This is a genomic window from Proteus faecis, from assembly GCF_030286765.1.
GTDB lineage: Bacteria > Pseudomonadota > Gammaproteobacteria > Enterobacterales > Enterobacteriaceae > Proteus > Proteus faecis.
Genome location: NZ_JASVWV010000002.1, coordinates 116,654 through 140,863 on the forward strand (window position 1 = coordinate 116,654; position 24,210 = coordinate 140,863).

Genomic DNA, 24,210 nt, shown 5'->3' on the forward strand with positions numbered 1-24,210 from the left:
TCCAAGTTGATTATTTAATTTTTGATAAATCAGGGTTAGATATTTCTTTTGGCATTTCAGGTAGATCTAATTTACCTTCCTCCATATAGATATCTAAGCCACTTTGCCAATCTGCAAATTTTCTTAATTCATTCATTTTTTCGGGGCATTTGCCGATTTCACAATAACCAATGGGTAAGTCATAAGCGACAACGCGTTTTAAAAAGTTTTCATTTTTAGGCAAAGAGCTATGGTCAGTACCACGTTGTATATAAGTACGAAATCTCTCTCTGCTTTCTTCTAGTGTTTCGAATCGATGTGTTTCATTTTTTTCATTAGGGGTAAGGTTAGTATCACTTCTACGGGCTTTTTTTTCTTCTTCGGTAAAAGGAATTTGGATACGATCATAATCATAAAAATCAATTAAATAATAATAATCAGAATCAATGGGTTTATTTTCAATAGGGTCAACTTGACCAAATCCATAGCCATAAAGTCCTTTATTTTGTCTTGCTGCATCAAAATCCGTAATACCATTTGTATAAGTTTCATCAAATTCTAGCATTTCATTGCTTTGGATGGGATTTGGTACTTCGGGACCATTAATATAAATTTTGGTATTTTTGTCTGGTTTAGGCCATGTCATATAATGTGTGGATTTAGTATTATTTTCCCAAAAAGAGGTTCCATCACAATATTGGCTTTTGTCATCACAAAAAATAGTACTTTTATTGGCATCAGTTGGTGAATCTGGAGGTGCTCCACAAGGTATATTTCTACCTAATATACGGACATATAATGTACATTCTGCTTGATTAGTAAAAAAGGGTGAGAAAGAATATTGTTTTGTTTTGCAATTAAATACATTAGGAATACCGTTCCAGCCAATGCTGTGTAGAGGAGATGCCCCCATTACACGATCATGCGGATTACAATAGATATAGGTTCTTCCATGGTTGTCTCTTTCTTGAATAAAATCATTTTCAGTTAATTTAAGTGGGTTGCCTTGTGAGGTCGCATTGTTATCATTTACTTTTCGAATTTTATCTTTAGGTGACCAACTTTTTCCTTCTTCATTTAGCCCTACTACAAGGCCTTTATAACCACAAGGATGATCTTTAAGCTTATCCTTGTTTTTAGCCACCTTATTAATAATGGCTTGAAGTGTGGCTTCTCGTTGTTCTGCACTAATTTGTTCATCCGGCGGATAAGACACGGCGTTTAAACTGTAATCATGTAAAGCATAAGGGGAATTTAATACAAAAAGTGCATCTGGGGCTTCAATGGCGGCAGCGGCTAAAGCGATCATAGTGCCTTGGCTGTGAGAAATCACACTGACGGTATCATACAGGTTATTTTCACGGTTCATCTTGATCAATTTTGCAAGTCTTCCGACTGCATGGGCATAGTAATGGCGGGGGGGACAGCTTGCAAGTATACGGTCAGATTCGGGATTGAACCATTGCAAATCAAGGGGCAAAGGAACTTTATTTCTTATATGTGGCGCACGATTAAACCCAAATTCACTCCATAAGCTGACTAATTGATTAGTGCCATTTTGAAAAGGTCCACCATTCCAATAAAAAATACCATGTTGTTTACTCAGTTTTTGTGAAATAAATAGCTTTTTTTCTTTATCACTACTTAATAAATAAGGATCATAATGATCGTCTTTAGTTTCAGTGAAGGAGGAATATTCATCATATTTTTCCGCAATAATCTCTTTCTCGAGCCGAAGATAACTATCTCCTTTTTTATTTTTTAATGGTATATCGTATTTTTTTATTTCATCTTTATTAGAACGGTATCCCCAATAAAAGCGAACAATTGGGGAGTTATTTAATATTTCAATTTCATGAGAGTTATATTGATTATAATATCGACTATCTTCAATTTTGTTTTTATTAGCTTTAAATTCATTTTCATAATATTCATTAGCTTTTAATTTAAATTTCTCAGGGAGATTTAACCGTTTATTTAATCCTTCACATAAATGTTTTTCAGCATCTTCATACCATTCCCCTTCTGAATTAACTCCATGAACAAAAATAATAATGCCAGGTAAATGGGGTTTAACATGAATTTCTCCACCGATATCAGACGCATGAGTACTTGATTTCCATTCTTGGGTACCATCAAGGCATTCTTTAGGTTTTAATAACCTAGAGGTTTTGATATTTTCTTGATTCATCATTTTTATCTTTTAAATAGAATAGATAAGCGGGAGTATTAAAGTAAATCTATTTTACTAACCGATAATCCACACCATAATCCCCCAGCTTTGACATGGGGGAAATAGAGGGATCACTGCAATCAAATTGAGTTTGTCCTGAAGGTGTTCTTAATTTAGCAGATGGAGTTTCTAGTGTATGAGGTTTCCATGTGTTGTTTTCTACTTCTTCTGGTGTTGGGTAAGGGTATTTTTTCCAATATAAATCACTTAATGGTTCTTTTTGAGGAGAAGCACTGTAACCTTTTCCAATATAGAAATGAGTATCAGTTACTACAAGAGTAAAATTTTTCATTTCATTAACGGGTTTAAGTGTTTTACTACCCACTGGCGTAATGAGTGGCACTAATTTTCCTTTGTAGTAGCGCAAAACCGAGCTCTGGCAGCCATCACGCCGACCTGCACAGCCATGCCAATTACTGGATGTAGCAGGAAAAGCAACATAGTCATCCTGTGTAGCTGCCCAAATTAAACGGCCACGAAAGTTACATGCCGAACCGTTATACACTTTAAAGTGGGCTTGCGTTTGCGTGTTGTTATAAAAAGTATAGCCTTCTCGTTTTTCATTAAATTCTTCAAGGGTAAAAAAACGATGGTCGTCAATACGGTAAATGACCACGGGCGGTTTAAAGGTTTTCCGCAATTCGGCTAATTGACGTTGTTGTTCAATTTTATCTTGCTCTGCTTTAATGGCGGCTTTTTCTTTTAATGATAAACAGCCGGTTAATAGGGTGGCACTCAAAATAAACAGTAAGGAGAACTTAATACGATGCAATAACATGGCTTATTCCTTTTAGTCGTGCTGATTTATTTGAAGTGATTTTTAGATAATTAATATTTTTTCTTTAATGATTCTTTTATTATTTCCGGCATTTTAGGTAGATTTAACCGTTTATTGAGTCCTTCACATAAATATTCTTCAGCACCGTCATATCATTATCCTTCTGAGTTCACCCCATGAATAAAAATAATAATCTCAGGTAAATGAGGTTTAGCATGAATTTCTGCCCCAATATTTGCCGCGTGGGTGATAGAACGTCATTCTTGACTACCATCAAGGCACTCTTTGGGTTTTAGCCAACGGGTTGGATTGCTATTATTCATAATTTTTCAGCCTGTGAAATAGGGTAAATAGAAGGGGCGCTACAATCAAAACGAGTTTGACCCGAGGGTGTTTTATAGTCGCTAGTTGGGTCTTTTTCTTTTCCCCAATTATCATGAACATAATTTGATTTAGTTGGTGAAAAGTAAAATATACGCCACCAAGGATCGTATAGGTCATCATTAACTTTTCTCTTTGATGTTGATTTTCCCAAATAAAACCCCTCATCGGTTACAATAATATCGAAAAAAGAAGAGTAGTAGCCGGGATGATCAGTGTGAATACCAAACCCTGCATTTGTGGGCCTAAAGTTTTCTCCACCATCTAAGGTGACAAGAATAGCGTTAACACAGCCCCATTTAGTGCCTGCACATTGATCGGTTTTTCGACTCAGTACCGCAGGGAAAACTAAAGCATCATCGCGCTCGGTTGCCCAGATTAGGCGTCCTTGGTATAAACAGGCTGAGCCATATAATATTTCTTGATGGATATTATTTTTTGTATTGTTGTAATAGGTGATCCCTTCACGTCTTTCATTATATTTTTCTAAGGTAAAAAAGCGATGGTCATCAATACGGTAAATGACGGTGGGAGGGCCATAACTTTTAATTTCTTCGGCGATTAAGCGTTGTTGTTCGGCTCTATCTTGCTCTGCTTTAATGGCGGCTTTTTCTTTTAATGATAAACAGCCGGTTAATAGTGTGGCACTCAAAATAAACAGTAAGGGAAATTTAAGTCGATGTAATAACATGGGTTGTCCTTATTAAGATGATGCTGTTTTATTTTTAAGTTAATGATGATCTTTTATCAGGAGCTAACCAATGGGGTTAGTATTCATAATTTTTCTGCCTGTGAAATAGGGTAAATAGAAGGGGCGCTGCAATCAAAACGAGTTTGCCCTGAGGGGGTTTTTAAATTATTTGAAGGTATTTCTTCGTCACCTATATCATCATGGACATAATTAGAATCGAAGGGATCAAAATAAAATTTTTGCCACCATGGATCATCAAGGCTATCATTTTTTAAGCGAGAAGATGATGAGTTACCCAAATAAAATCCTTCATTGGTCACAATAATATCGAAAAAAGAAGAGTAGTAACCGGGATGATCAGTATGAATACCAAACCCCCCATTTGTGGGCCTAAAGTTTTTCCCACCATCCAAGGTGACAAGAATAGCGTTAACACACCCCCATTTAGTGCCTGCACATTGATCGGTTTTTCGACTCAGTACCGCAGGGAAAACTAAAGCATCATCGCGCTCGGTTGCCCAGATTAGGCGTCCTTGGTATAAACAGGCTGAGCCATATAATATTTCTTGATGGATATTATTTTTTGTATTGTTGTAATAGGTGATCCCTTCACGTCTTTCATTATATTTTTCTAAGGTAAAAAAACGATGGTCATCAATACGATAAATTACGGTGGGTGGGCCATAGCTTTTAATTTCTTCGGCGATTAAGCGTTGTTGTTCGGCTCTATCTTGCTCTGCTTTAATGGCGGCTTTTTCTTTTAATGATAAACAGCCGGTTAATAGTGTGGCACTAAAAATAAACAGTAATGAGAACTTAATACGATGCAATAACATGGCTTATTCCTTTTAATTGTGCTGATTTATTTAAAGTGATTTTTAGATAATTAATATTTTTTCTTTTATGGCTTTTTTATTATTTCGGGCATTTCAGGTATATCTAATACACCTTTCTCCATATAGCTATCTAAGCCACTTAGCCAATCCGCATATTTTCTTAACTCATCCATTTTTTCTGGACTTCTACCTATTTCACAATAACCAATAGGTAAATCATAAGTGACTACACGACGAAGAAACAGTGAATTTCTTGGTAATGTACCATGATCAGTAGGGCGTTGATTATATTCGCGAATACGTGTTCTCATCTCTTCTAATGTTTCATATTTTGTAGTTGCATTTTTTTCTTGAGGATCTAATAGTGGATTATTCTGGAGTATTTTCTTCTCTTCTGGGGTGAGTTCAACCCAAATACGATGTTGATAAGAATAGAGATCTTTATAGAAGTAATATTCGGCATCTTTGGGAGTGTAGATATCTAATCCATCATCATAAAGAATTTGCCCATAACCTTGGCCTAAAGGTATCTCTTGTTTCTGATTATCAGCATTGATATTAATTTCAGGGGTTGGTTTCTCCTCTTTTTTTTCTATTACGGTAAAATCTTCATCAAAAGTTGCCAATTCGTCTGGTGTAATAGGGTGAGGTACTTCTGGGGCATTAATATTTAGTGAAATATTCGCTGAAGGTTCAGGCCACGCTAAGCCTTCTAATGTTTTGGTATTACTGTCCCAGAAAGTATTACCATCACTAAATCGCCTATTTGCATCAGTAAATATGGTTTTTGGGTTAGGTTTTCCACCACAAGGCGTATTACGTGCCAGCATTCTGATATAGGGTGGATGCTCAAGGTCAAATAATGGATGATGCTGTATTTGTCCTCTTTCTTTAGTATTAGGAAGCGGGCACCAACCAATACTTTCTAACGGTGATGAGCCCATTACGCGATCGTGTGGATTACAATAAATATAGAACCGCCCGTGATTATCTCTTTCTTTAATAAATTCACCTTTAGTGAATTTTTCCTTATTTATTTCGATATTTTTTTTATTTTCTTTATTCTCGTTATCTCTAATATCAAGCTTATTCCCTTTATATATAATTACATCAGGAGTCCAACTTTTTTTATCTTCACTTTCTCCGACAACTAGACTTGAATATCCACAAGGCGATCCCTTTAATCTATTTTTGTTTTTTGCGATCTTATTAATGATTGCTTTTAGCGTGGCTTCACGCTGTGCTTGATCAATATTTTCACTGTAAATATAAGAGTAGCTATTTAAGAATTTATCTTCGGTAGAATAGGGAGAATTTAAAACAAAGAGGCTATCAGGAGCTTCAATCGCTGCTGCGGCTAACGCTATCATCGTGCCTTGGCTGTGTGAAATAATGGTAACGGTATCATGGGAATTGTATTCACGTATTTTCTTGACTAAATTGGCTAGCCGTTTTACAGCATGAGCATAATAGTGACGAGGAGGAGACTTTGTTAATAACCGGTCTGATTCAGGGTTAACGGTCTGTACATTAAAAGGGATTGGCGTTGGGATCACGGTCCATAACATCGCGAGATTGCTAAAGCCACTCTTACTCCATAAACTGACTAAATTATTACAGCCATTTTGAAATGGCCCTCCACCCCAGAAAAAAGGGCCTTTATGTTTAATTTTTTCATTAATAAAGAGGCGTTTTTTACGATAAGGCAGAGAGTTGTATTCTTGTACGATATTGTATTTTTTTATATCTTCGGAGGTCCAATATCTTTTATCTTCATGACTGTATTCGGGGTTAAGTATTTCACTGACTAAGCGGTGATAGCTTTCTCCGGCTTTATTTTTTAATGGAATACAATACTGACCTAAATCGTCATCCGTTGCACGATATCCCCAATAAAAACGGATCACCGGGGAATTGCCCAGTTTGGTTAAGGTTCGAATGGGTTCTTTATAAATATAATGGCTATTATCATAATTTTTTTTATCTAAGATAAATTTGGGTTGATAATATTTATTTTCTTTTAATTTGTATGCAGTATTGGTTAAATTTAAGCGTTCATTAAGCCCTGAACAAAGTTCTCGTTCAGCATCGTCATACCACTCTCCTTCTGAGTTCACCCCATGAACAAAAATAATAATTCCGGGTAAGTGGGGTTTAGCATGGATTTCTGCTCCAATATTGGCAGCATGGGTGATAGAACGCCATTCTTGACTACCATCAAGGCATTCCTTGGGTTTTAGCCAACGGGTTGGCTTACTATTGCTCATAATTTTTCTGCCTGTGAAATAGGGTAAATAGAAGGGGCGCTGCAATCAAAACGAGTTTGCCCTGAGGGGGTTTTTAAATTATTTGAAGGTATTTCTTCGTCACCTATATCATCATGGACATAATTAGAATCGGAGGGATCAAAATAAAATTTTTGCCACCATGGATCATCAAGGCTATCATTTTTTAAGCGAGAAGATGATGAGTTACCCAAATAAAATCCTTCATTGGTCACAATAATATCGAAAAAAGAAGAATAGTAACCGGGATGATCAGTATGAATACCAAACCCCCCATTTGTGGGCCTAAAGTTTTTCCCACCATCCAAGGTGACAAGAATAACGTTAACGCAACCTGTTTTTGTTCCTGCGCAACGACTGGTTACACGACTCAATACTCCCGGAAAAGCAAAAGCATCATCGCGTTCGGTTGCCCAAATTAAGCGGCCTTGATAACGACAAGCCGAGGATCGAATTAATTCTTGATGTATTCCTTTTTGAGTATTGTTGTAATAAGTCGAGCCACTGCGCCTTTCATTATATTTTTCTAAGGTAAAAAAACGATGGTCATCAATACGGTAAATGACGGTGGGAGGGCCATAACTTTTAATTTCTTCGTCAATTAAACGTTGTTGTTCGGCTCTATCTTGCTCCGCTTTAATCGCAGCTTTTTCTTTTAATGATAAACAGCCGGTTAATAGTGTGGCACTCAAAATAAACAGTAAGGGAAATTTAAGTCGATGTAATAACATGGGTTGTCCTTATTAAGATGATGCTGTTTTATTTTTAAGTTAATGATGATCTTTTATCAGGAGCTAACCAATGGGGTTAGTATTCATCATTTTTCTGCCTGTGAAATAGGGTAAATAGAAGGGGCACTGCAATCAAAACGAGTTTGCCCTGAAGGGGTTTTTAGTGTTGAAGAGGGGGATTCTTTATCCCCGAGACTACTATGAACATAATTTGAATCGGTAGGATCAAAATAAAACTTTCGCCACCAAGGGTCATCAAGATTATCATTTTTTAAACGAGAAGCTGTTGATTTTCCTAAATAAAACCCCTCATCGGTCACAATAATATCAAAAAAAGAAGAGTAGTAACCGGGATGATCAGTATTACCACCAAACCCCCCATTTGTGGGCCTAAAGTTTTCTCCACCATCTAAAGTGACAAGAATAGCGTTAACGCAACCTGTTTTTGTTCCTGCGCAACGACTGGTTACACGACTCAATACCCCCGGAAAAGCAAAAGCATCGTCGCGTTCGGTTGCCCAAATTAAGCGACCTTGATAACGACAAGCCGAGGATCGAATTAATTCTTGATGTATTCCTTTTTGAGTATTGTTGTAATAGGTCGATCCACTGCGCCTTTCATTATATTTTTCTAAGGTAAAAAAACGATGGTCATCAATACGATAAATGACGGTGGGTGGGCCATAGCTTTTAATTTCTTCGTCAATTAAACGTTGTTGTTCGGCTCTATCTTGCTCCGCTTTAATCGCAGCTTTTTCTTTTAATGATAGACAGCCGGTTAATGATGAAAATGATAAAAGTAAAATAAAAAAGTAGGGTAATTTATATTTCATTATTCACCTTCTCCATAAGGTAATAATTTAATTAAAATGTCGTTTATTGCATTAGAATTTATACGAGTTGTTTTACCTTCGGAGTCAGAAATGCCTTTTATAATTTCTCCACTCGGTAATGTAATTTGATAACGCTGATTAGCTATCGGTTCTCCTGAAAGTGGGTTTTTAATAACAAACCATTCACTAAATTCCTCTGATGAAAAAGATTTCATGGCACTTTCTATACTTTGTGGGCCTAATTTTTGAATACCATTATTTTTAATTAATAACTTTCCAGGTCCACCAATTTCTACATCTCCATCTTTAATTCGTATATATCCGCCACCACAAGATAAGAGGAGTTCCTCTTGAGCTGACAACACCATTTTTTTACCACTACTTATGACCGAATCTTGTGTAGACCATGTTGATAGACGACCGTCTTGTGCCTGAATTTCTATATCACCTGTTTTGGCAAAGATTTTTGCTCCCATTCTGGAAAAGAAGCTCATCATTTCACCAGCTGCTAAAGTGAATTTTTTAAAAGCTCCAATATCAACTTGCTGGTTTGCTGTTAGTGTTAGATTTTCTTCAGCAGACAGTTGTAAATTATCACCACTAGTTAGTGCTATTCCGTCAGGCGCAGTGGCTAATAGCACTGATTTTTTTAATTGGATTAATTTTTTTTCTAGACTTTCTTGCTGTTGCTGGATATTAGCAGCGAGAGCACTAGCATGTTCTGCACTTTGGGTTAAGGTTTGCATTTCTATTAATGCAGTCGTGAGTTGTGATTGCGCCTCCTCCATCGCCAGCACTTCACCACCTGCTTTGGCTTGATTATCTGCACTAATAAATAACCCTTTACCTGCTCTTATTGCTCCCCAACTATCGGTGCGTAATTCAAAACCTTCGCCTCGTTTATCACGGTTAGCATCGACAATATGACCTAAATTTAATTGTGATTTACCGCCATATTCAGTGCTGATTTTAATATGTTCTTCACCGCGTTTATCTTCCATACGTAGCTTATTATTAGCCGGTGTACGAATAATATTTCGGGTATTATTTTTGTCGGTTACATGGTCTGGACGACGCGAATCATGAAGCGCATGGGCGATATAAGGTCGGTCAGGGTCGCCTTCATGAAAGGCGATAGCAACTTCTGTGCCTTGAATTAATGGAAAATGCATCCCATAGGTATCGCCGGCATAAGGTTTTGCCAAACGTACTGGCATACTTTCATAACCCATCGGTTTTTCATCACGGTCGGCATCAAATTTTACCCAATAAAAGCCATCTTCATTTTGATGCGCATAAATATCGTTATCTTTAGCTCTGGTAATACGTGCAGTGAGTGTACCTGTGATAATTGGGCGAGGTTTAACGGCCGGGCGCCAGCAAAGGGTTTCACTGTAAGGAATCGCATTAAATCGGACTTGAAGCGCTTTTTCTCGACCACCACTAAAACGTAGACGAGTGATTAAAATTGGTGATTGAAACACAGACGGTAATGATGAAGGTATTGCGTTATCAGTGATAGAAAGCACTTGTAGCGGTGATAAAGAATCTGCATTACTTTCGCCTTTTAAGCGCGTTTGACGAGTTAAAAAACGCTCATGATCAAGCCGAGCCCAAAAGTTTGCGGTTTCTGCTTCTGGATTGAGTTTATCACCGCGAGAAAGATGTCTAGCCTGATAGTGATAAACTTCACCATAATGTATCTCCTCACCTTCACCACGAGTCATATCCGTTACTGCTGAAATCAAGGTGTCTTGAGCTTGCCGATGGTTGTAATCTTTGGTTAGTACATTTTGCTCAACCACTTGATGATGTAATGATAATCCCCACACACTTTCTTGGTGATTATCATTCATGCCTGATGGGCTATTTAAAGGCAGAGTTTTATCAAAGGTATAAGCACTTTGACGATCGGCAAAACGAATAACTTCAGTTTGGGTTTGATCTTGCAAATAGAACGAATAAAAAATACCGACTTCACTTAATAGTCGTTCGATAAATTGACGATCACTTTCATTATATTGGTTGATTTGTTCGCGTTTGGGATATTCATTTTTAAGTGTAAATTCAAATTCCCAATCTTTAAAATTATGCTCACGTAAAATTTGATTAACGACATCAGGAACAGACTGATTAAGGAAAAAACGATGAGAACGTATCTGATGACGTAATAAGGCAAAAACAGGCTCAATGACGAGTTGATAACGGGCTTCATCAACCGAGCCTGATAGACGCCGAAATTGTGTGATAACGCCATGAACTTGTTTAGTGATGGGCTCTTGGTCGATTAAATCCACCATACTATTGATGGGTGGCGTAAAGGATAATGTTGCACTACGACGTAACAGTTGTTGCGGTTGTAAATCCTGAGCTTGGCAAGTAAAGGTAATTTGATAATGATAGGTATCGCTAATTGCTTCACGACCCGTGAAATGTTCAACATCAAATAAAACATCACAACCTTGCACATTAAGATGGTAGCGATTTTGTCCAATCAGTGTATTTTTTACGAGATCAATTATGCTCATTCTTCAATCTCCTGTTGTTTATCTAATACCTGTTTTTTTGTTGGCCACTCATCACTAAAACTCAACGTAATACCTTCTTCTTCATTAAAACCTAAAATGACATACTGTGATTTCTCTGCACTGGCTTGGCGTAATAGTAACTGTTGACTCAATATAGGCAGAATTTGTTGATTAAGCAGACTATCGATATTTCGAGCGCCAGTGTCTGGTAATAAACAAGCATCAACAATGGTATCGTAGAGCGTTTCTTCGACAATACCTGTTAATCGATAATGGGTATAAAGTCGCTTGATCACATTTTTTAATTTCATCTCAACAATAATGCGTAGTGCTGTTGCATCGAGAGGACGGTAAATTAATGTGTGGAAGCGTGCCAGTAGTGCAGGTTGGAAATGTTCACGCAAAATAGGGCGAAGCGTTTCTTGTAAATCGCTATCGGTGCTTAATGGCGACTCTTCAAGTTGTTGCATTAAATAATCACTGCCTAAATTTGCGGTCATTAAAATAACTGTGTTGCGAAAATCAATTTCACGCCCCTCACCATCACGCATAAAGCCTCTATCAAACACTTGATAGAACAGGTTTAATACATCACGATGTGCTTTTTCAACTTCATCGAGTAATACAATACTATAAGGGCGTTTTCTGACTGCTTCCGTTAATACACCACCTTGACCGTATCCGACATAACCTGGAGGAGAACCTTTTAATTGACTAACCGTGTGGGCTTCTTGATATTCAGACATGTTAATTGTGATTAACGATTTTTGGCCACCAAACAGACATTCCGCCAGTGCAAGTGCGGTTTCTGTTTTACCAACGCCACTAGGACCCACTAATAAAAAGACACCTTGAGGTCCATTTTCAGAAACTAATCCGGTTCTTGATGCTCGTAAACGCTGAGCTAACGCTAACAATGCGTTGTCTTGTCCTACAACGTATTTTGATAAGTTACTTTCTAACTCTAATAAGCCAATTTGCTCATCTTTAAGTAGGCTTGAAAGCGGAACGCCTGTCCAATCAGCAATAACTGTTGCTACCGTACAAACATCAACATCGGGATTTAATAATGGAGCGTCTTGTTGTAATTGAATAAGTTGTTGCTGAAGTTGTGCTGAAAGCTCTGCATTTTCAGGATTTTGTCTGCTGTCAATTAACTGACAAATAATCTCTTTTTCTTGTTCAAAGCGTTGTTCTAGTGTTTCGAGTTGAAGTGCTAATTGGGCATCTTGAGAAGATAAATCAGATAATTTTGTTTGATTAGTTAAATTACCAATAGTGATGTCATCGAGTATCGCTTTTTGTTCTAGTTCTAGCGCATAACGTTTGGCTTTAATTCGGGTAAGCTCTTCAGGTAATGTATCTAAACTCATGCGAATTCTTGCACTTGCTGTATCAAGTAAATCCACCGCTTTATCGGGAAGTTGCCTACCTGTTAAATAACGACGTGATAACGTTACAGCAGCTTTTACGGCATCATCGGTAATATGTACACCATGATATTTTGCATAACGCGATTTAAGCCCTCGTAGCATTAAAAAGGCTTTTTCATCATCGGGTTCATCAACTTTTACGATTTGAAAACGGCGTTCTAATGCGGCATCACGTTCAAAAAATTGTTTGTATTCCGACCAAGTGGTTGCTGCGATTGTGCGTAATTCACCACGTGCTAATGCTGGTTTTAATAAGTTAGCGGCATCTGCGCCACCAGCTTGGTTACCGGCACCAATAATGGTATGCGCTTCATCAATAAAAAGTAGAATTGGTGTAGGTGATTGTTGAACAGCATCAATAACATTTTTGAGTCGTTGTTCAAATTCGCCTTTGACTCCCGCTCCTGCTTGTAAGAGGCCTAAATCCAGAGTACGTAATGAGGTGGTTTGTAAACTGATAGGGACATTTTTTTCAGCAATTCGCAGTGCAAGCCCTTCAACAAGTGCTGTTTTGCCTACACCAGGCTCACCAACAAGAATAGGGTTGTTTTTACGACGACGAGAGAGAATATCGACCATTTGACGAATTTCATCGTCACGACCAAATACAGGATCAATCTCACCAAGACGCGCTTTCTCAGTGACATCAATCGTGAACTTATTTAATACAGTGAGTAACGCTTCACTTAATGTATGACCAATAATGGCGTTGTCAGGGGAAGTTGAAGGTTGATCGTTATTTTCGTGGTCTAGGTTATTTTCAGTCGTATGATTATGCACTGCAATTTGTTGAACTTCAGGTCTTTCATCTGATTGGGCATCAAGTAAAGGTCTTAATCGTTGTAGTTGTGTTTCACCTAATGTCATTAAAGGCCAGAGTGCATCTAATTGTACTAATGTTGGATGGCGAGTCATTGTCGTAAGTAAATGGACACTACGAATTTGCTCGATATCTTCATCAAGAGAAGCAATTACCCAGGCATTCTTAATCAGTTCTAATAAAGGCTTGGATAATTGAGGTCGGCTATATACAGAGCGGGGTAATTTATCAATTGCGTCAAGTAAGTCTTGCCAGAGTGCTGATAAATCCCATTCATAGCGACGAGCTAACACAGTGATATCGCTTTCACCTAGCTCTAGAATTTTTAATAACCAGTGTTCAATAGTGACTTCTGCATGGGCGCGAGTTTGGCATAATGATGCTGCCGCTTCCAGCGCTTTTGCACAATAAGGATTTAATCGACGCAATAGCATGACAGATTGATTTTCCATGTTTTCTCCCAGTAATGAAGTCCCTATTGAGGGAATTTAGGTACGCTACCGCCCTTAGCCATAGACCGAGGCTCATAAGGTCATCAAGCATCTTGATTATTTAGGGTATAAATGGCTAATAGTGTTTTAGTTTAAATGTTTTTAAAAACAGGCGGTTAACCGCCTGTTTGTTTCGACTTTACGCAGTGGCGCGTTCATTCCATGAATCGGAATGAATGATATTTCCGTCTTTGTAAGTCCAAGTGATTTTTTCGTAACGCAATTCCACTTCTTCGAGGTGATTGTGTTTCTCTTTGGTTGGATCTTTGATGTTGTGCATCTTAGGCGCTACTTTGACTACCTTGACGTTTTCAAGAGTGGTATTGAAATATTCAACTTCTTGGCCTGCGTCATCGATGCGATACCACTTAAACTCTGCCTTTTTCAACGTTTGTCCAGTTGTAACTGCCTTGTATAAATACGGGCTGGAGGCATCAATTTCTTTGACAAAAATAAATGGGGTATGGATACGTGTACCAGTTAATTTGCCAGTATTGTTATCTGTTGGAATATACAAGTTGTGATCTTGAGCAACGACTTCAATACTCCCTTCACGATCTTGAACATTCACAGAGCCTTTGATATCCGCATTACCGTCATCTTTTAACCAGAGGTATACAGGAATAGCCATTATTACATCTCCTTTTTAAGGGTTAGTTGCCACCATCCTTCAGTGGCGTAAGGTCATCAGCTAATACCTGACAAGCATCAGCTTGAGGTATCAGGCGAATTTCAACTCGACGATTACGAGCTCGTCCATCTAGTGTTGAGTTATCTGCAACGGGCTGATGTTGGCCATATCCTTGCACTGCAAAGCAAGAGGGGGCTATATCACTGGTTTTAATCATCCAGTCACGCACGGCTTCAGCTCGTTTAAGAGAAAGTTTTTGGTTTAAATCGGGATTACCTGTGTTGTCGGTGTACCCTGAAATAACAATTAACCAGCCAGGTTTGGCTTTTATATTGATAAGCGCATCAACAAGCACTTTAGTGGCTTCGTTTTTTAATTTGTATTGACCTGAAGCGAAGAGAGCCAGACTATCTAGCGTCACCATTTCAGGAACGTCTTGTACGATGATAGGTGCTGGTGGTTGTGGGGGAGCCCATGAACTGAGCAAGGCATGCAAATAAGGTAAGATGTTATTTCCTTGATATAACGCTAAAGAATAGCGAGCAGGAATACCTTCTCGTTGCCAATGAGAGAGAAATGTTGCATCTGAAAGTAACTGTTGATAAGCCACTTTTTTAGGTTCTAAATTCTCATCGCTAATACTTTTAAAGTGCTTGATATCATTACTATTATCGTAGATTAATTGCTTGTTATGGTGATAGCTACCAGAGAGTGCACCAATAAGAAATAATCCACAAATCATGCCAACAACACCAAAGGTAGTTTCTATTTTTAATAAATTGACATCGTAAGTGAGTTTATCGATCACTATATCTGGTAAGGGTAATTCGTCATTATTATTTGATGTTTTGATAATCGCCGGAAATAACGTGGTTTTATGGTGAATAAATTGAGCCCAACTATTATTTGAAATGGTAGGAACCGTTGTAAATTGCATTGCCCAAGCAACGGGAATGAGACTCGGGGAACCTGATTGAGCAACAGTAAGCAGAGGAATAAATTCACTTTTTAACCAAGCAAGTAATTGATCAAGCCAGAGAGCCATGGTGAGTTGGTTTTCGGTTTGCTCTCTATTTTGTGATAACCATGTCGAAATAGATTGAGTTGCCAGGTTATCAGAGATAACAAGTAACTCTGGTTGGTCATTTAAATAGGTTATCCACGGTGTTATGTCATCAAAATGTGAATTGAGATAATTTACTGGAGAGTTAAGATAAAGTGTCACCCAAAAAGGTAATGTTTTACCTGTTTTTTTATTGCTTTCATGAATAGCACGACGCCAATTAAGTGTTTCTTGAGTCACTTCTTCTTGCTGTAATTGCTGTTCAGGTAATAAAGCGTATAACAGTGATAATTGACGTAGTTGTAAGGGGGCAATATCAACAATATGTTGAGTGATGTTGATCAAATCAATAGGAGAAGCAGCGCGAATATACCAACCTTTCGCTGTTTCCCGATAGGTCTGGTTTTCATGAAAAAGCATTTGTGATTGACCACAAACGATAATAACAGCGCCTTGATAGTTATCAGGAGGGAGCAGATTTGTAAGCGCATTTTTAAGGTAGGGGGGACTTTTTTGCTGACGGAAAAACCAGATGCATAAAGTGAGTGTGACAATACAAATAAGGGCCGTCAGAAAATAGGAGATCTCTTTACCAAAAGACCAAAATCCCCAAAGCAACCACAATAATAAGCTTGCTGAAAACAATGTAATACACTGTTTTATCCTATTTTTTTGCATCACTTTCCTTGTATGACCCATTGTTGAAGTAAATTTTCTAATGACACAGAAAAACCCCACCACAGCATGGCAAGCACCACAATTCCTCCAAACCAACCTAACCAATAAATATGACGACGATTCATACGAGGCTTGGGTTTCATCACTAAAGGTAAATCATTTGATAGTGCATAGGCGGGAAGTTGAGTATTGAGTAGCTCAATAATTTGTTCACGTTCAGGTGCATTGGTTTGGCGATATTTACCAACAAAACCCAGTGTGATCACACGGTGAAAACAGATAAGTACATCCTGATCTGGGGCTGGCTCATTTAATAGATTACGCAATCTATCCCATAGTTTGTCACCCGCTTCTAATGTATTGAAATACTTGGCTTGTAATGGGGATTGTATCCACTGTATGTAACCGTCATCGCGCTCGGTACGATTCATCACGCTTTCATCAATTAACGCGCATTGTGCATAAAGCATATTTTCGATGGCGGATTGGGAATAGCCTTTTTCTGTGAGTTGTTGGCGTGTTTTATCAATATGTTCACAGACACGCCGATAGAAAGCTTTGCCATCAGTAATTTCAGCACCTTGACGTAGCTGACATACCATTAACCAAGTATCAGCAAAAAGCATATCAATCATGTTATTTTTAGCTGTTCTTGTATTCGTTATCATGAGCGAAGTACCGCAAAAAGTTCTAGCTGAATTTCACCTAATGTTCCTGGCACATAAAAAGCACAGTGACCTGAAGAGAGCATGGCTTGACCAGCTGAATTATTGAGTTCAAGTGCAAAATAGTGATTTTCTAAACGCAGCGGGATAGCAGCAGGAACATGTGTTAACGGTTGTAATGGAATACCATTAAGTGCGACGTTAACCACACTAGCAACATCGTCATTACTACCCGCTTTACAAAGCAATGGAAATTGAGTGATCAACAAATGAGCCGGCAATGCAGAACGTACTGAAAGATAGAAATCAGCGTCTTCGCGTAGGCGAGGATCATGCAATTCGCCACGCCAGAAAGGCCCTTCTTTATCAAGAGCAATACTAATCACCCGTGAAGGTAAACTCGTTTCTAACAGAGTATTCAGTAAGCTAAATAAAGGTGGAAAAACCCGTTCAGGAAATGAGTGTTGATAAAGCGGAATATCACCATTTTCATGGTCGAGTGAAAATGTCAGTAGTGCACCCGCTAGGCGTACTAATTCACGATAAAGAAGCTCTGGATGACGCCCCATTGATGAGAGTAATTCACTTAATACAGGCTCAGCACTGTTTATCGCATTTAGTAGCCAAAAGAGTGAGACATCAGCGACAGCAAAATCAGCCATCTGCTCATTATTTTCACGGCGCATAGTCATTAGGCGACGACGCTTGGCGACTAAACGATGCATGAATTCTGAGAATAATGTGGTTAATTCAGTGCTTGCACTACAACTTAATAATGGGGGAATAAAATGTTTATCTATTTCCCATGCACCTTGGGCATTGCGGATTAATCGAGCTATGGGACAAGTCATGTATGCGCTATTTTCTTCATGAGCATAACGCAAAGTAATATTGTGCCTTAATACGGCGATATCCGTCTGTTCTTGACCAATTAAATCTTGTACTTTCATCCACTCTTGATAGAACGGTTGTGGCCTATCAGAGCGTCCTTCTTGCATAAGATTGCCACCATTAGCCTGCAATAGTGGTAATGCGAGAACGATATCAAGTGTTTGATGTTGCGAGTAATGGCTAAGTTCATTAACTGGCGGTAAGTTGTCTGCCAGCGTTGTATCAATTAGCGTGCCGTCAGGAAAACGAACGATAAGTTTTTGTGCACTAAGGCGTGAAATAGTTAAGGCACTTTCATCAAATTCGGCACAAATAACGCCCCATGCTGATGCAATCGACATATTGGCGATGGTGCTAATGAGATAACTATCCCATCTTGCTTGTTGTTGAAATTGCTGAGGAGCCAAAAAGGCCCCATCACTCCAGAGGGGGCGGTATATTTTCATCCGTGTTTCACCTTATGCTTTCGCTTTTGGCATTTGAGATACTAACGAGAGATCTACATCCATTCCTTCCACTTGGAAGTGTGGAACGGCATACAGCTTCACTCTGAAAAAGCCAGGGTTATCTTCAATATCTTCTACTACTACTTTGGCATCACGAAGCGGGTGAGAGGCTTGCAAATCATCACTTGGATCGGTCATTTCGGTCACTAAACTACGAACCCAATTATTTAATTCAAGTTCTAATAAACGACGATCTTTTGTAGTACCAATATTTTCACGCTGAATTAATTTCAGATAATGAGCAATTCGGGAAAGGAGGAAAATATAAGGTAAACGCGCATTGATACGGCTATTCGCTGTTGCATCAGATGTTTCATAAATAGCGGGTTTTTGCGCAGAGTTTGCAGAGAAGAAACAAGAATAATCACGGTTTTTATAGTAAGACAATGGAATAAAACCGAGGTTGGCAAATTCAAATTCTCGTGTTTCAGGGATCATCACTTCAGATGGAATTTTGACCTGACTCCCTGTTCCTAAATCATAAAGGTGAATAGGTAAATCTTTTACCGCTCCGCCAGCTTGTGGGCCACGAATTTGTACACACCAACCATTGTTAATAAAGCTTTTAACCATATTGGCAGCAAAAGCAAAGGTTGCATTTGTCCACAAATATTTTTCATGGTCTGGACCTTTTACTTCTTCAATATAATTAAAACTGCGTACAGGAATGGTGTCAGGGCCATAAGGAAGACGACCTAAAACGCGCGGCATCGTTAAGCCAATATAGCGGGCATCATCAGAGTCACGGAAAGATTTCCATTTGATATATTCAGCACGGTCAAAGTAGTTACTGATGTCTTTAATGGCAGCAACTTCTTCCATGGACTCTTTACCGAAAAAGGCAGGACCAACAGAACCTATGAATGGCATATGTGCAGAAGCAGAAACTTTCGCAATATGACGTAGTAAAGCGATATCTTGAGGACCACGATCAAACTCATAGTTAGAGATAATAGCGGCAATAGGTTCGCCACCCGGAGTATCGTATTCTTCGATATAAGTATGGTGATATAGGCCGCTTTGGATAGTTTCCGGACAATCTTCAAAGTCTTGGCGTAAATCATCCTTAGCAATATCAAGTAACTCTATTTTTACGTTTTGACGAAAATCAGTGCGATCAACTAAGAATTTTAACCCTCGCCATGCTGATTCAATTTTTTGAAATTCAGCATGATGCATAACTTCATCAAGTTGTTGGCTAATTTGTCTATCTAGATCAGCAATATGGTGATCAAGTAAGTTTCGGTCTAAACGTTCGACTTTTTGGCCTGAGGATTTTAGACGATCAAGAAAAACTTGAACGGCAACAGTAACGCGCTCATTTGCTGTTGTATCTGCCAGAGCACTATTGTCTTGGAAGATATTAATATCACTTACCTGAGAAACAGGTGTGAGGTTGATTTTTTCAAAGAGTGAGGCATAAACACCGCTATTCGCGGACTCATCAAGTACCGTTGTTGTACTTTTTGAAATACTTTCGCTATTAACTGACATAAGCATAATCCTGTAATGATAAAACCCAATTAGTCTTTTTTCGGTGCGAGTTGAGATAATTCCTCGCGTAGTTCATCACTTAATGCAGGATCTTTAAGGATATTTTCGAGTTCACGACGAAAAGTGATGTTATCAAGGAGGTTAGACTTTAAGTCACGTAAGAGATTACGCATTGCTAGCATGGCGCGTAGTTGAGGTATCTGGCGAGCAACTTGTTCTGGTTCAAAGTCTGCCATCTCTTTAAATGACAGATTAATGTTCTCCTCGCTACCATCATTAGCTAATGTGTTTTTTACAGTAAGATTGACGGAAGGGGAAAATTCAGTAAGCACGTTGTTGAAGTTATTTTTATTAATGTTGACCTTTTCTCTTTCTGAAAGAACCCGTTTATCCTTTCCGTTGCTGTAGTCGCCGATAGCCAATAGTTTTAAAGGCAACTCAACTTTTTTCTGTGCACCACCTGTATGTAAGTCGAGTTTTATATTTACCCGCGCTTTAGGAACTTCATTTTGAAAACTATCTGACATAATAAAATCCTTGTATTAAACGAATAAAGGATCTCTTGAGAGTGGGGAATATTAAGTAATTTCACTAACAAGAAATTTATTTTAAAGTATTTACCTTATATTAAATAAAATTAAATAAATCAATTTATCTTAATATTTTTGAGGGGTATCTCTAAAGTTAAAATGAAATATAAAGAAAACACTTTAGAATATATTGGAGGTTTATTCCAAATAAATATCATAATATGATGTTTATTTTATATATTATTTAAATTTATAATGACGAGTTTCTATATTAATTTATTTACGTCTATTCTGTTAGTATATACACATAGTAGGAGTTGTTATTTATAACATATAGTTATTATTTTTTATTGTTATTAGTTGATGTGACGAATGATAAGAAAATAGAAATAGTACAATGATGTTTTTAACCTTAGATTTTAATGTTTGTATTTTTTAAGTATTAATTCTTAAGTAGAAAAAGATCTATTTAACTTCTTTTTATTCTTTTTTTGATTAATTAATATGTGATCTTATAAATACGTTGATTAAATCAGAAGGAAAGTAGATAAAACTATTTTTGAGATACCCCCAATAATAGAGCTAGCAATTATTGGGGAGGGATTGGGGCGAAAAGGAGTTATTATTTGTGACGATAATTAAAATGAAAATATAAAGGGGAGTTAATCCCCTTTATATCGTTCATAATAATTAATTTAGCTATTTTAGGTAATCTAATGGCCAGTGTTTGAAATAAATATGATTAGCTTGCCAGTCTACTTTTTCTGTATTGTCGTTTAATAAATGGCGAGCTACTGTAAAGGCAAATTCAAAACTCACACCTAATCCTTTTGCACTGATAAACTTTCCATCAACAACAACATCTTGATCAAGATAATGACCATCATCGTATTTATCTGCTAATTTATCGCCAGTACTGTAATGACGACCTTCAAGAAGATGATGTGCCGCTAATACTTTTGCTCCTGAAGAGCATAGTGCACAAATATATTTATCTTCAGCAATATGGCGTTTAATAAATTGAATAACTTGCTCGTTAGCGGATAAACGATCGGTGCCTTTAGGACCTCCTGGCATCATTATTGCGTCATAACTATGTGTCAGTTTTTCAGTTAATAAAAAATCAGCACTGATTTTAGTTTCAAAATAAGTATTTAATACCAAACTATCCATGCAAGAAAGTACATCAACATGAATATCAAGACGACGCATGATATCAATAAAAACAACAGCTTCACCTTCTTCAAATCCATCAGCTAATAAAACGGCAACCTGTTTCATTTTATTTATCCCTTATGTGTTTTTAGTAATGAGTGGATACTTTGAATATGATTAACAATGGTCTGTTTATCTTGTTTATCAATCGTATCTGCTGTGGCAATCCAGCTTCCTCCGCAAGCAACAACTTGTGGAATAGCAAGATAATTACTCACGTTATTTAAACTAATACCACCTGTAGGCATAAATTGGACTTGGGCGTAAGGTGATGCTAATGCTTTTAGCATTTTTACACCGCCAGAGGCTTCTGCAGGGAAAAATTTAAGTAAAGTTAAGCCTTTTTCAAGTGCGATCTCGATTTGGCTTGGATTGTTAATACCCGGCACAATATCAATGCCATTATTAAGGCAGTAATCAACGGTACTTGGGTTGTAGCCCGGAGAAATAACAAAGCGAGCCCCAGCTTCTTTTGCCATATCTGCTTGTTGTGCAGTCAATACTGTTCCTGCGCATAATATTAGCTCAGGGAAGTGTTCATGCATGAGCTTTATGGCTTTGGCTGCTACTGGTGTACGAAAGGTAATTTCGGCAACAGGTAATTGATTTTGGGTTAGAATTTCACCCAGCCAGATTGCATCTTCAGCGCGATTAATTTGGATCACGGGGATCACTTTCAGTGATGAAAGAGTATCAACAATTGACTGTGTCATGGTTGTCCTTGATTAGTGTGTAGAATGAATCAGTTATTTCATGAGGAATGATAGCGCCATGGTGTTGAATGACGAGTCCAGCTAAGGTGTTTCCCCACAAACAGCACGTAGGTAAGTTGTGATTTTGCAACCAAGCAGCAATAAAAGCAGCATTAAAAGAGTCACCTGCGGCGGTGGTATCAATAACTGAATCGATGGGGTTGGGAGAAATATAGCCCGAATTTTTACCGTCAGACCAGTAAGCACCATTAGCTCCCAATTTGACTATGACGTTCTGATTACCCCATTGATGAAGGCGTCTTGCTATGTCTTGTTCTGTCAAATCGGGATTTTGCCAAAGTATTTGTTCATCATCACCAGTGACTAAAGCGATATCGCTAATACTATAGAGTTTCTCAAACCACTCTTGTGCATGAGGTATTGAATCCCATAAACGTGGTCGGTAATTTGAATCCACAATTAAGGTGAACCCTCGTTGTTTAAGATGAGCTAATTGCGCGAGTAATGCTACTTTTCCTTCAGGGGGTAAAATGGCAAGAGAAATACCACTAAGATAAATTACACTATTATCAGGAAGTGCATTGAGGTGTGCCGCAAAACGGTGATCCGTCGCAATATAACGTGCGGCAGCATCATTACGCCAATAGTGGAAACTACGTTCGCCACAAGCATCAATTTCAATGGCATATAGACCGGGAAGTTTTTCAGGAATAGTAATAACAGATTGGCAGTTGATCCCCTCGTTTTCCCATGCTTTTTGCATTAAGACACTGTAAGTATCAGCGCCTAAACCTGTTATATAGTGAGGATGTAATGACGGAATTAATCGTGATAAATAGAGTGCTGTATTTAACGTATCACCGCCAAAACGTTGTTGTTGTGGTAAGAAAGGCTGACCACTAAGTTCGATCATACATTCGCCAATAATGGCGACAGTTTTATTTGTCTTCACAGTTTCCCATCACTTTTACAGACACGAATTTTATCTGCAACCACTGCTTTCATTGCGGATTTGCCTGGTACAAGGTAATGACGAGGATCACTCGCATCAGGATTATCCAAGAAGTACTGTTTGATTGCGTTAGAGAAAGCTATTTTTAGCTCAGTTGCAACGTTAACCTTGCAGATTCCTAAATCAATACAACGACGTACATCTGCATCAGGAATACCTGATGCGCCATGAAGAACTAAAGGAATATCTGTTTTTTGACGAATAATCTCTAAGCGTTCAAAATCGAGATGAGGTTCATGTTTGTACATACCATGTGCTGTACCGATTGCAACAGCTAATGAGTCAATACCCGTTGCTTTGATAAATTGTACCGCTGAATCAGGATCGGTAAATAGGGCATCTTTTGTATCAACGATAAGATCATCTTCTTGCCCACCAAGGCGACCCAACTCAGCCTCTACCGTACAATCCCAATGGTGGCAGAAATTAACCACTTCTTTGACGATGCGAATATTTTCTTCAAAATGAAAATGGGAGGCATCGATCATGGCGGATCGTACACCTGATATGACTTTATGACATATATCAGGGATCTCTTCGTGGTGATCTAAATGTAGGGCAACCGGGATACGATATTGCTCTGCAGCTTGTTGGCAAATAGAGATCAAATAATCACTACCAGCATAAGCAAACGTGCTTGGTGTGCCCGCCAAGATAACAGGTGATGCCATCTCAGCGGCTGTTTCCATCACAACCTGAATAGTTTCCAAGTTATGAATATTAAAAGCAGGCACAGCATAATTTTCACGCTGTGCTTTATTGAGCATATTACGAGTAGAAACCAGATACATGT

General features: G+C 38.1%; 19 protein-coding genes. All 19 read right to left on the bottom strand.

The window, feature by feature from the left end:
• Positions 1 to 10: 10 nt before the first annotated feature.
• On the bottom strand, positions 11 to 2,170 hold the full coding sequence (locus QSH13_RS04685) for a T6SS effector phospholipase Tle3 domain-containing protein (RefSeq protein WP_286038878.1): 2,160 nt from the start codon (positions 2,168 to 2,170) through the stop codon (positions 11 to 13).
• A gap of 49 nt (positions 2,171 to 2,219) precedes the next feature.
• Positions 2,220 to 2,990, bottom strand: a complete 771-nt coding sequence (locus QSH13_RS04690; RefSeq protein WP_196544688.1) for a T6SS immunity protein Tli3 family protein — start codon at positions 2,988 to 2,990, stop codon at positions 2,220 to 2,222.
• 319 nt (positions 2,991 to 3,309) lie between these two features.
• Positions 3,310 to 4,062, bottom strand: coding sequence for a T6SS immunity protein Tli3 family protein (locus tag QSH13_RS04695; protein WP_196544687.1), 753 nt, complete (start codon positions 4,060 to 4,062; stop codon positions 3,310 to 3,312).
• An 83-nt stretch (positions 4,063 to 4,145) separates the two neighbouring features.
• Positions 4,146 to 4,898: a T6SS immunity protein Tli3 family protein gene (locus tag QSH13_RS04700; protein ID WP_109406579.1), complete on the bottom strand. Its 753-nt coding sequence runs from the start codon at positions 4,896 to 4,898 to the stop codon at positions 4,146 to 4,148.
• Positions 4,899 to 4,963: 65 nt separating this feature from the next.
• Entirely contained in the window at positions 4,964 to 7,165 is a 2,202-nt protein-coding gene (locus QSH13_RS04705; RefSeq protein WP_109406580.1) for a T6SS effector phospholipase Tle3 domain-containing protein, read from the bottom strand.
• Positions 7,162 to 7,914 carry a T6SS immunity protein Tli3 family protein gene (locus tag QSH13_RS04710; RefSeq protein ID WP_286038879.1) on the bottom strand — a complete coding sequence of 251 codons (753 nt, stop codon included), beginning with the start codon at positions 7,912 to 7,914 and terminating at the stop codon, positions 7,162 to 7,164. Before QSH13_RS04710 ends, QSH13_RS04705 begins: the two co-directional genes overlap by 4 nt.
• Before the next feature lie 86 nt (positions 7,915 to 8,000).
• A complete protein-coding gene (locus tag QSH13_RS04715; RefSeq protein ID WP_286038880.1) occupies positions 8,001 to 8,747 on the bottom strand; it encodes a T6SS immunity protein Tli3 family protein in 747 nt (248 codons plus the stop codon).
• Positions 8,747 to 11,275, bottom strand: coding sequence for a type VI secretion system Vgr family protein (locus QSH13_RS04720; protein ID WP_286038881.1), 2,529 nt, complete (start codon positions 11,273 to 11,275; stop codon positions 8,747 to 8,749). Before QSH13_RS04720 ends, QSH13_RS04715 begins: the two co-directional genes overlap by 1 nt.
• Positions 11,272 to 13,980 carry a type VI secretion system ATPase TssH gene (gene tssH / locus QSH13_RS04725; RefSeq protein WP_286038882.1) on the bottom strand — a complete coding sequence of 903 codons (2,709 nt, stop codon included), beginning with the start codon at positions 13,978 to 13,980 and terminating at the stop codon, positions 11,272 to 11,274. The genes QSH13_RS04720 and tssH overlap by 4 nt, the downstream gene beginning before the upstream one ends.
• Positions 13,981 to 14,158: 178 nt before the next feature.
• Positions 14,159 to 14,650 carry an Hcp family type VI secretion system effector gene (locus QSH13_RS04730; protein ID WP_023583757.1) on the bottom strand — a complete coding sequence of 164 codons (492 nt, stop codon included), beginning with the start codon at positions 14,648 to 14,650 and terminating at the stop codon, positions 14,159 to 14,161.
• Between the two features lie 22 nt (positions 14,651 to 14,672).
• Positions 14,673 to 16,391 carry an OmpA family protein gene (locus QSH13_RS04735; protein WP_249718602.1) on the bottom strand — a complete coding sequence of 573 codons (1,719 nt, stop codon included), beginning with the start codon at positions 16,389 to 16,391 and terminating at the stop codon, positions 14,673 to 14,675.
• Positions 16,391 to 17,059: a type VI secretion system protein TssL, short form gene (gene tssL, locus QSH13_RS04740; protein ID WP_109396976.1), complete on the bottom strand. Its 669-nt coding sequence runs from the start codon at positions 17,057 to 17,059 to the stop codon at positions 16,391 to 16,393. The genes QSH13_RS04735 and tssL overlap by 1 nt, the downstream gene beginning before the upstream one ends.
• On the bottom strand, positions 17,056 to 18,393 hold the full coding sequence (gene tssK, locus QSH13_RS04745; RefSeq protein WP_286038883.1) for a type VI secretion system baseplate subunit TssK: 1,338 nt from the start codon (positions 18,391 to 18,393) through the stop codon (positions 17,056 to 17,058). The genes tssL and tssK overlap by 4 nt, the downstream gene beginning before the upstream one ends.
• Positions 18,394 to 18,405: 12 nt before the next feature.
• Positions 18,406 to 19,953, bottom strand: a complete 1,548-nt coding sequence (gene tssC / locus QSH13_RS04750) for a type VI secretion system contractile sheath large subunit (protein ID WP_109396974.1) — start codon at positions 19,951 to 19,953, stop codon at positions 18,406 to 18,408.
• Positions 19,954 to 19,976: 23 nt separating this feature from the next.
• Positions 19,977 to 20,474 (bottom strand): type VI secretion system contractile sheath small subunit, encoded by a 498-nt coding sequence (gene tssB / locus QSH13_RS04755; RefSeq protein ID WP_109396973.1) that lies wholly within the window; start codon positions 20,472 to 20,474, stop codon positions 19,977 to 19,979.
• Positions 20,475 to 21,176: 702 nt separating this feature from the next.
• Entirely contained in the window at positions 21,177 to 21,758 is a 582-nt protein-coding gene (locus QSH13_RS04760) for a DJ-1/PfpI family protein (protein WP_109396972.1), read from the bottom strand.
• A gap of 5 nt (positions 21,759 to 21,763) precedes the next feature.
• Positions 21,764 to 22,405, bottom strand: a complete 642-nt coding sequence (locus QSH13_RS04765; protein ID WP_286038885.1) for a bifunctional 4-hydroxy-2-oxoglutarate aldolase/2-dehydro-3-deoxy-phosphogluconate aldolase — start codon at positions 22,403 to 22,405, stop codon at positions 21,764 to 21,766.
• Entirely contained in the window at positions 22,386 to 23,357 is a 972-nt protein-coding gene (locus QSH13_RS04770) for a sugar kinase (protein ID WP_286038886.1), read from the bottom strand. Before QSH13_RS04770 ends, QSH13_RS04765 begins: the two co-directional genes overlap by 20 nt.
• Positions 23,354 to 24,208 carry a tagatose bisphosphate family class II aldolase gene (locus QSH13_RS04775; protein ID WP_109396969.1) on the bottom strand — a complete coding sequence of 285 codons (855 nt, stop codon included), beginning with the start codon at positions 24,206 to 24,208 and terminating at the stop codon, positions 23,354 to 23,356. Before QSH13_RS04775 ends, QSH13_RS04770 begins: the two co-directional genes overlap by 4 nt.
• Positions 24,209 to 24,210 lie beyond the last annotated feature (2 nt).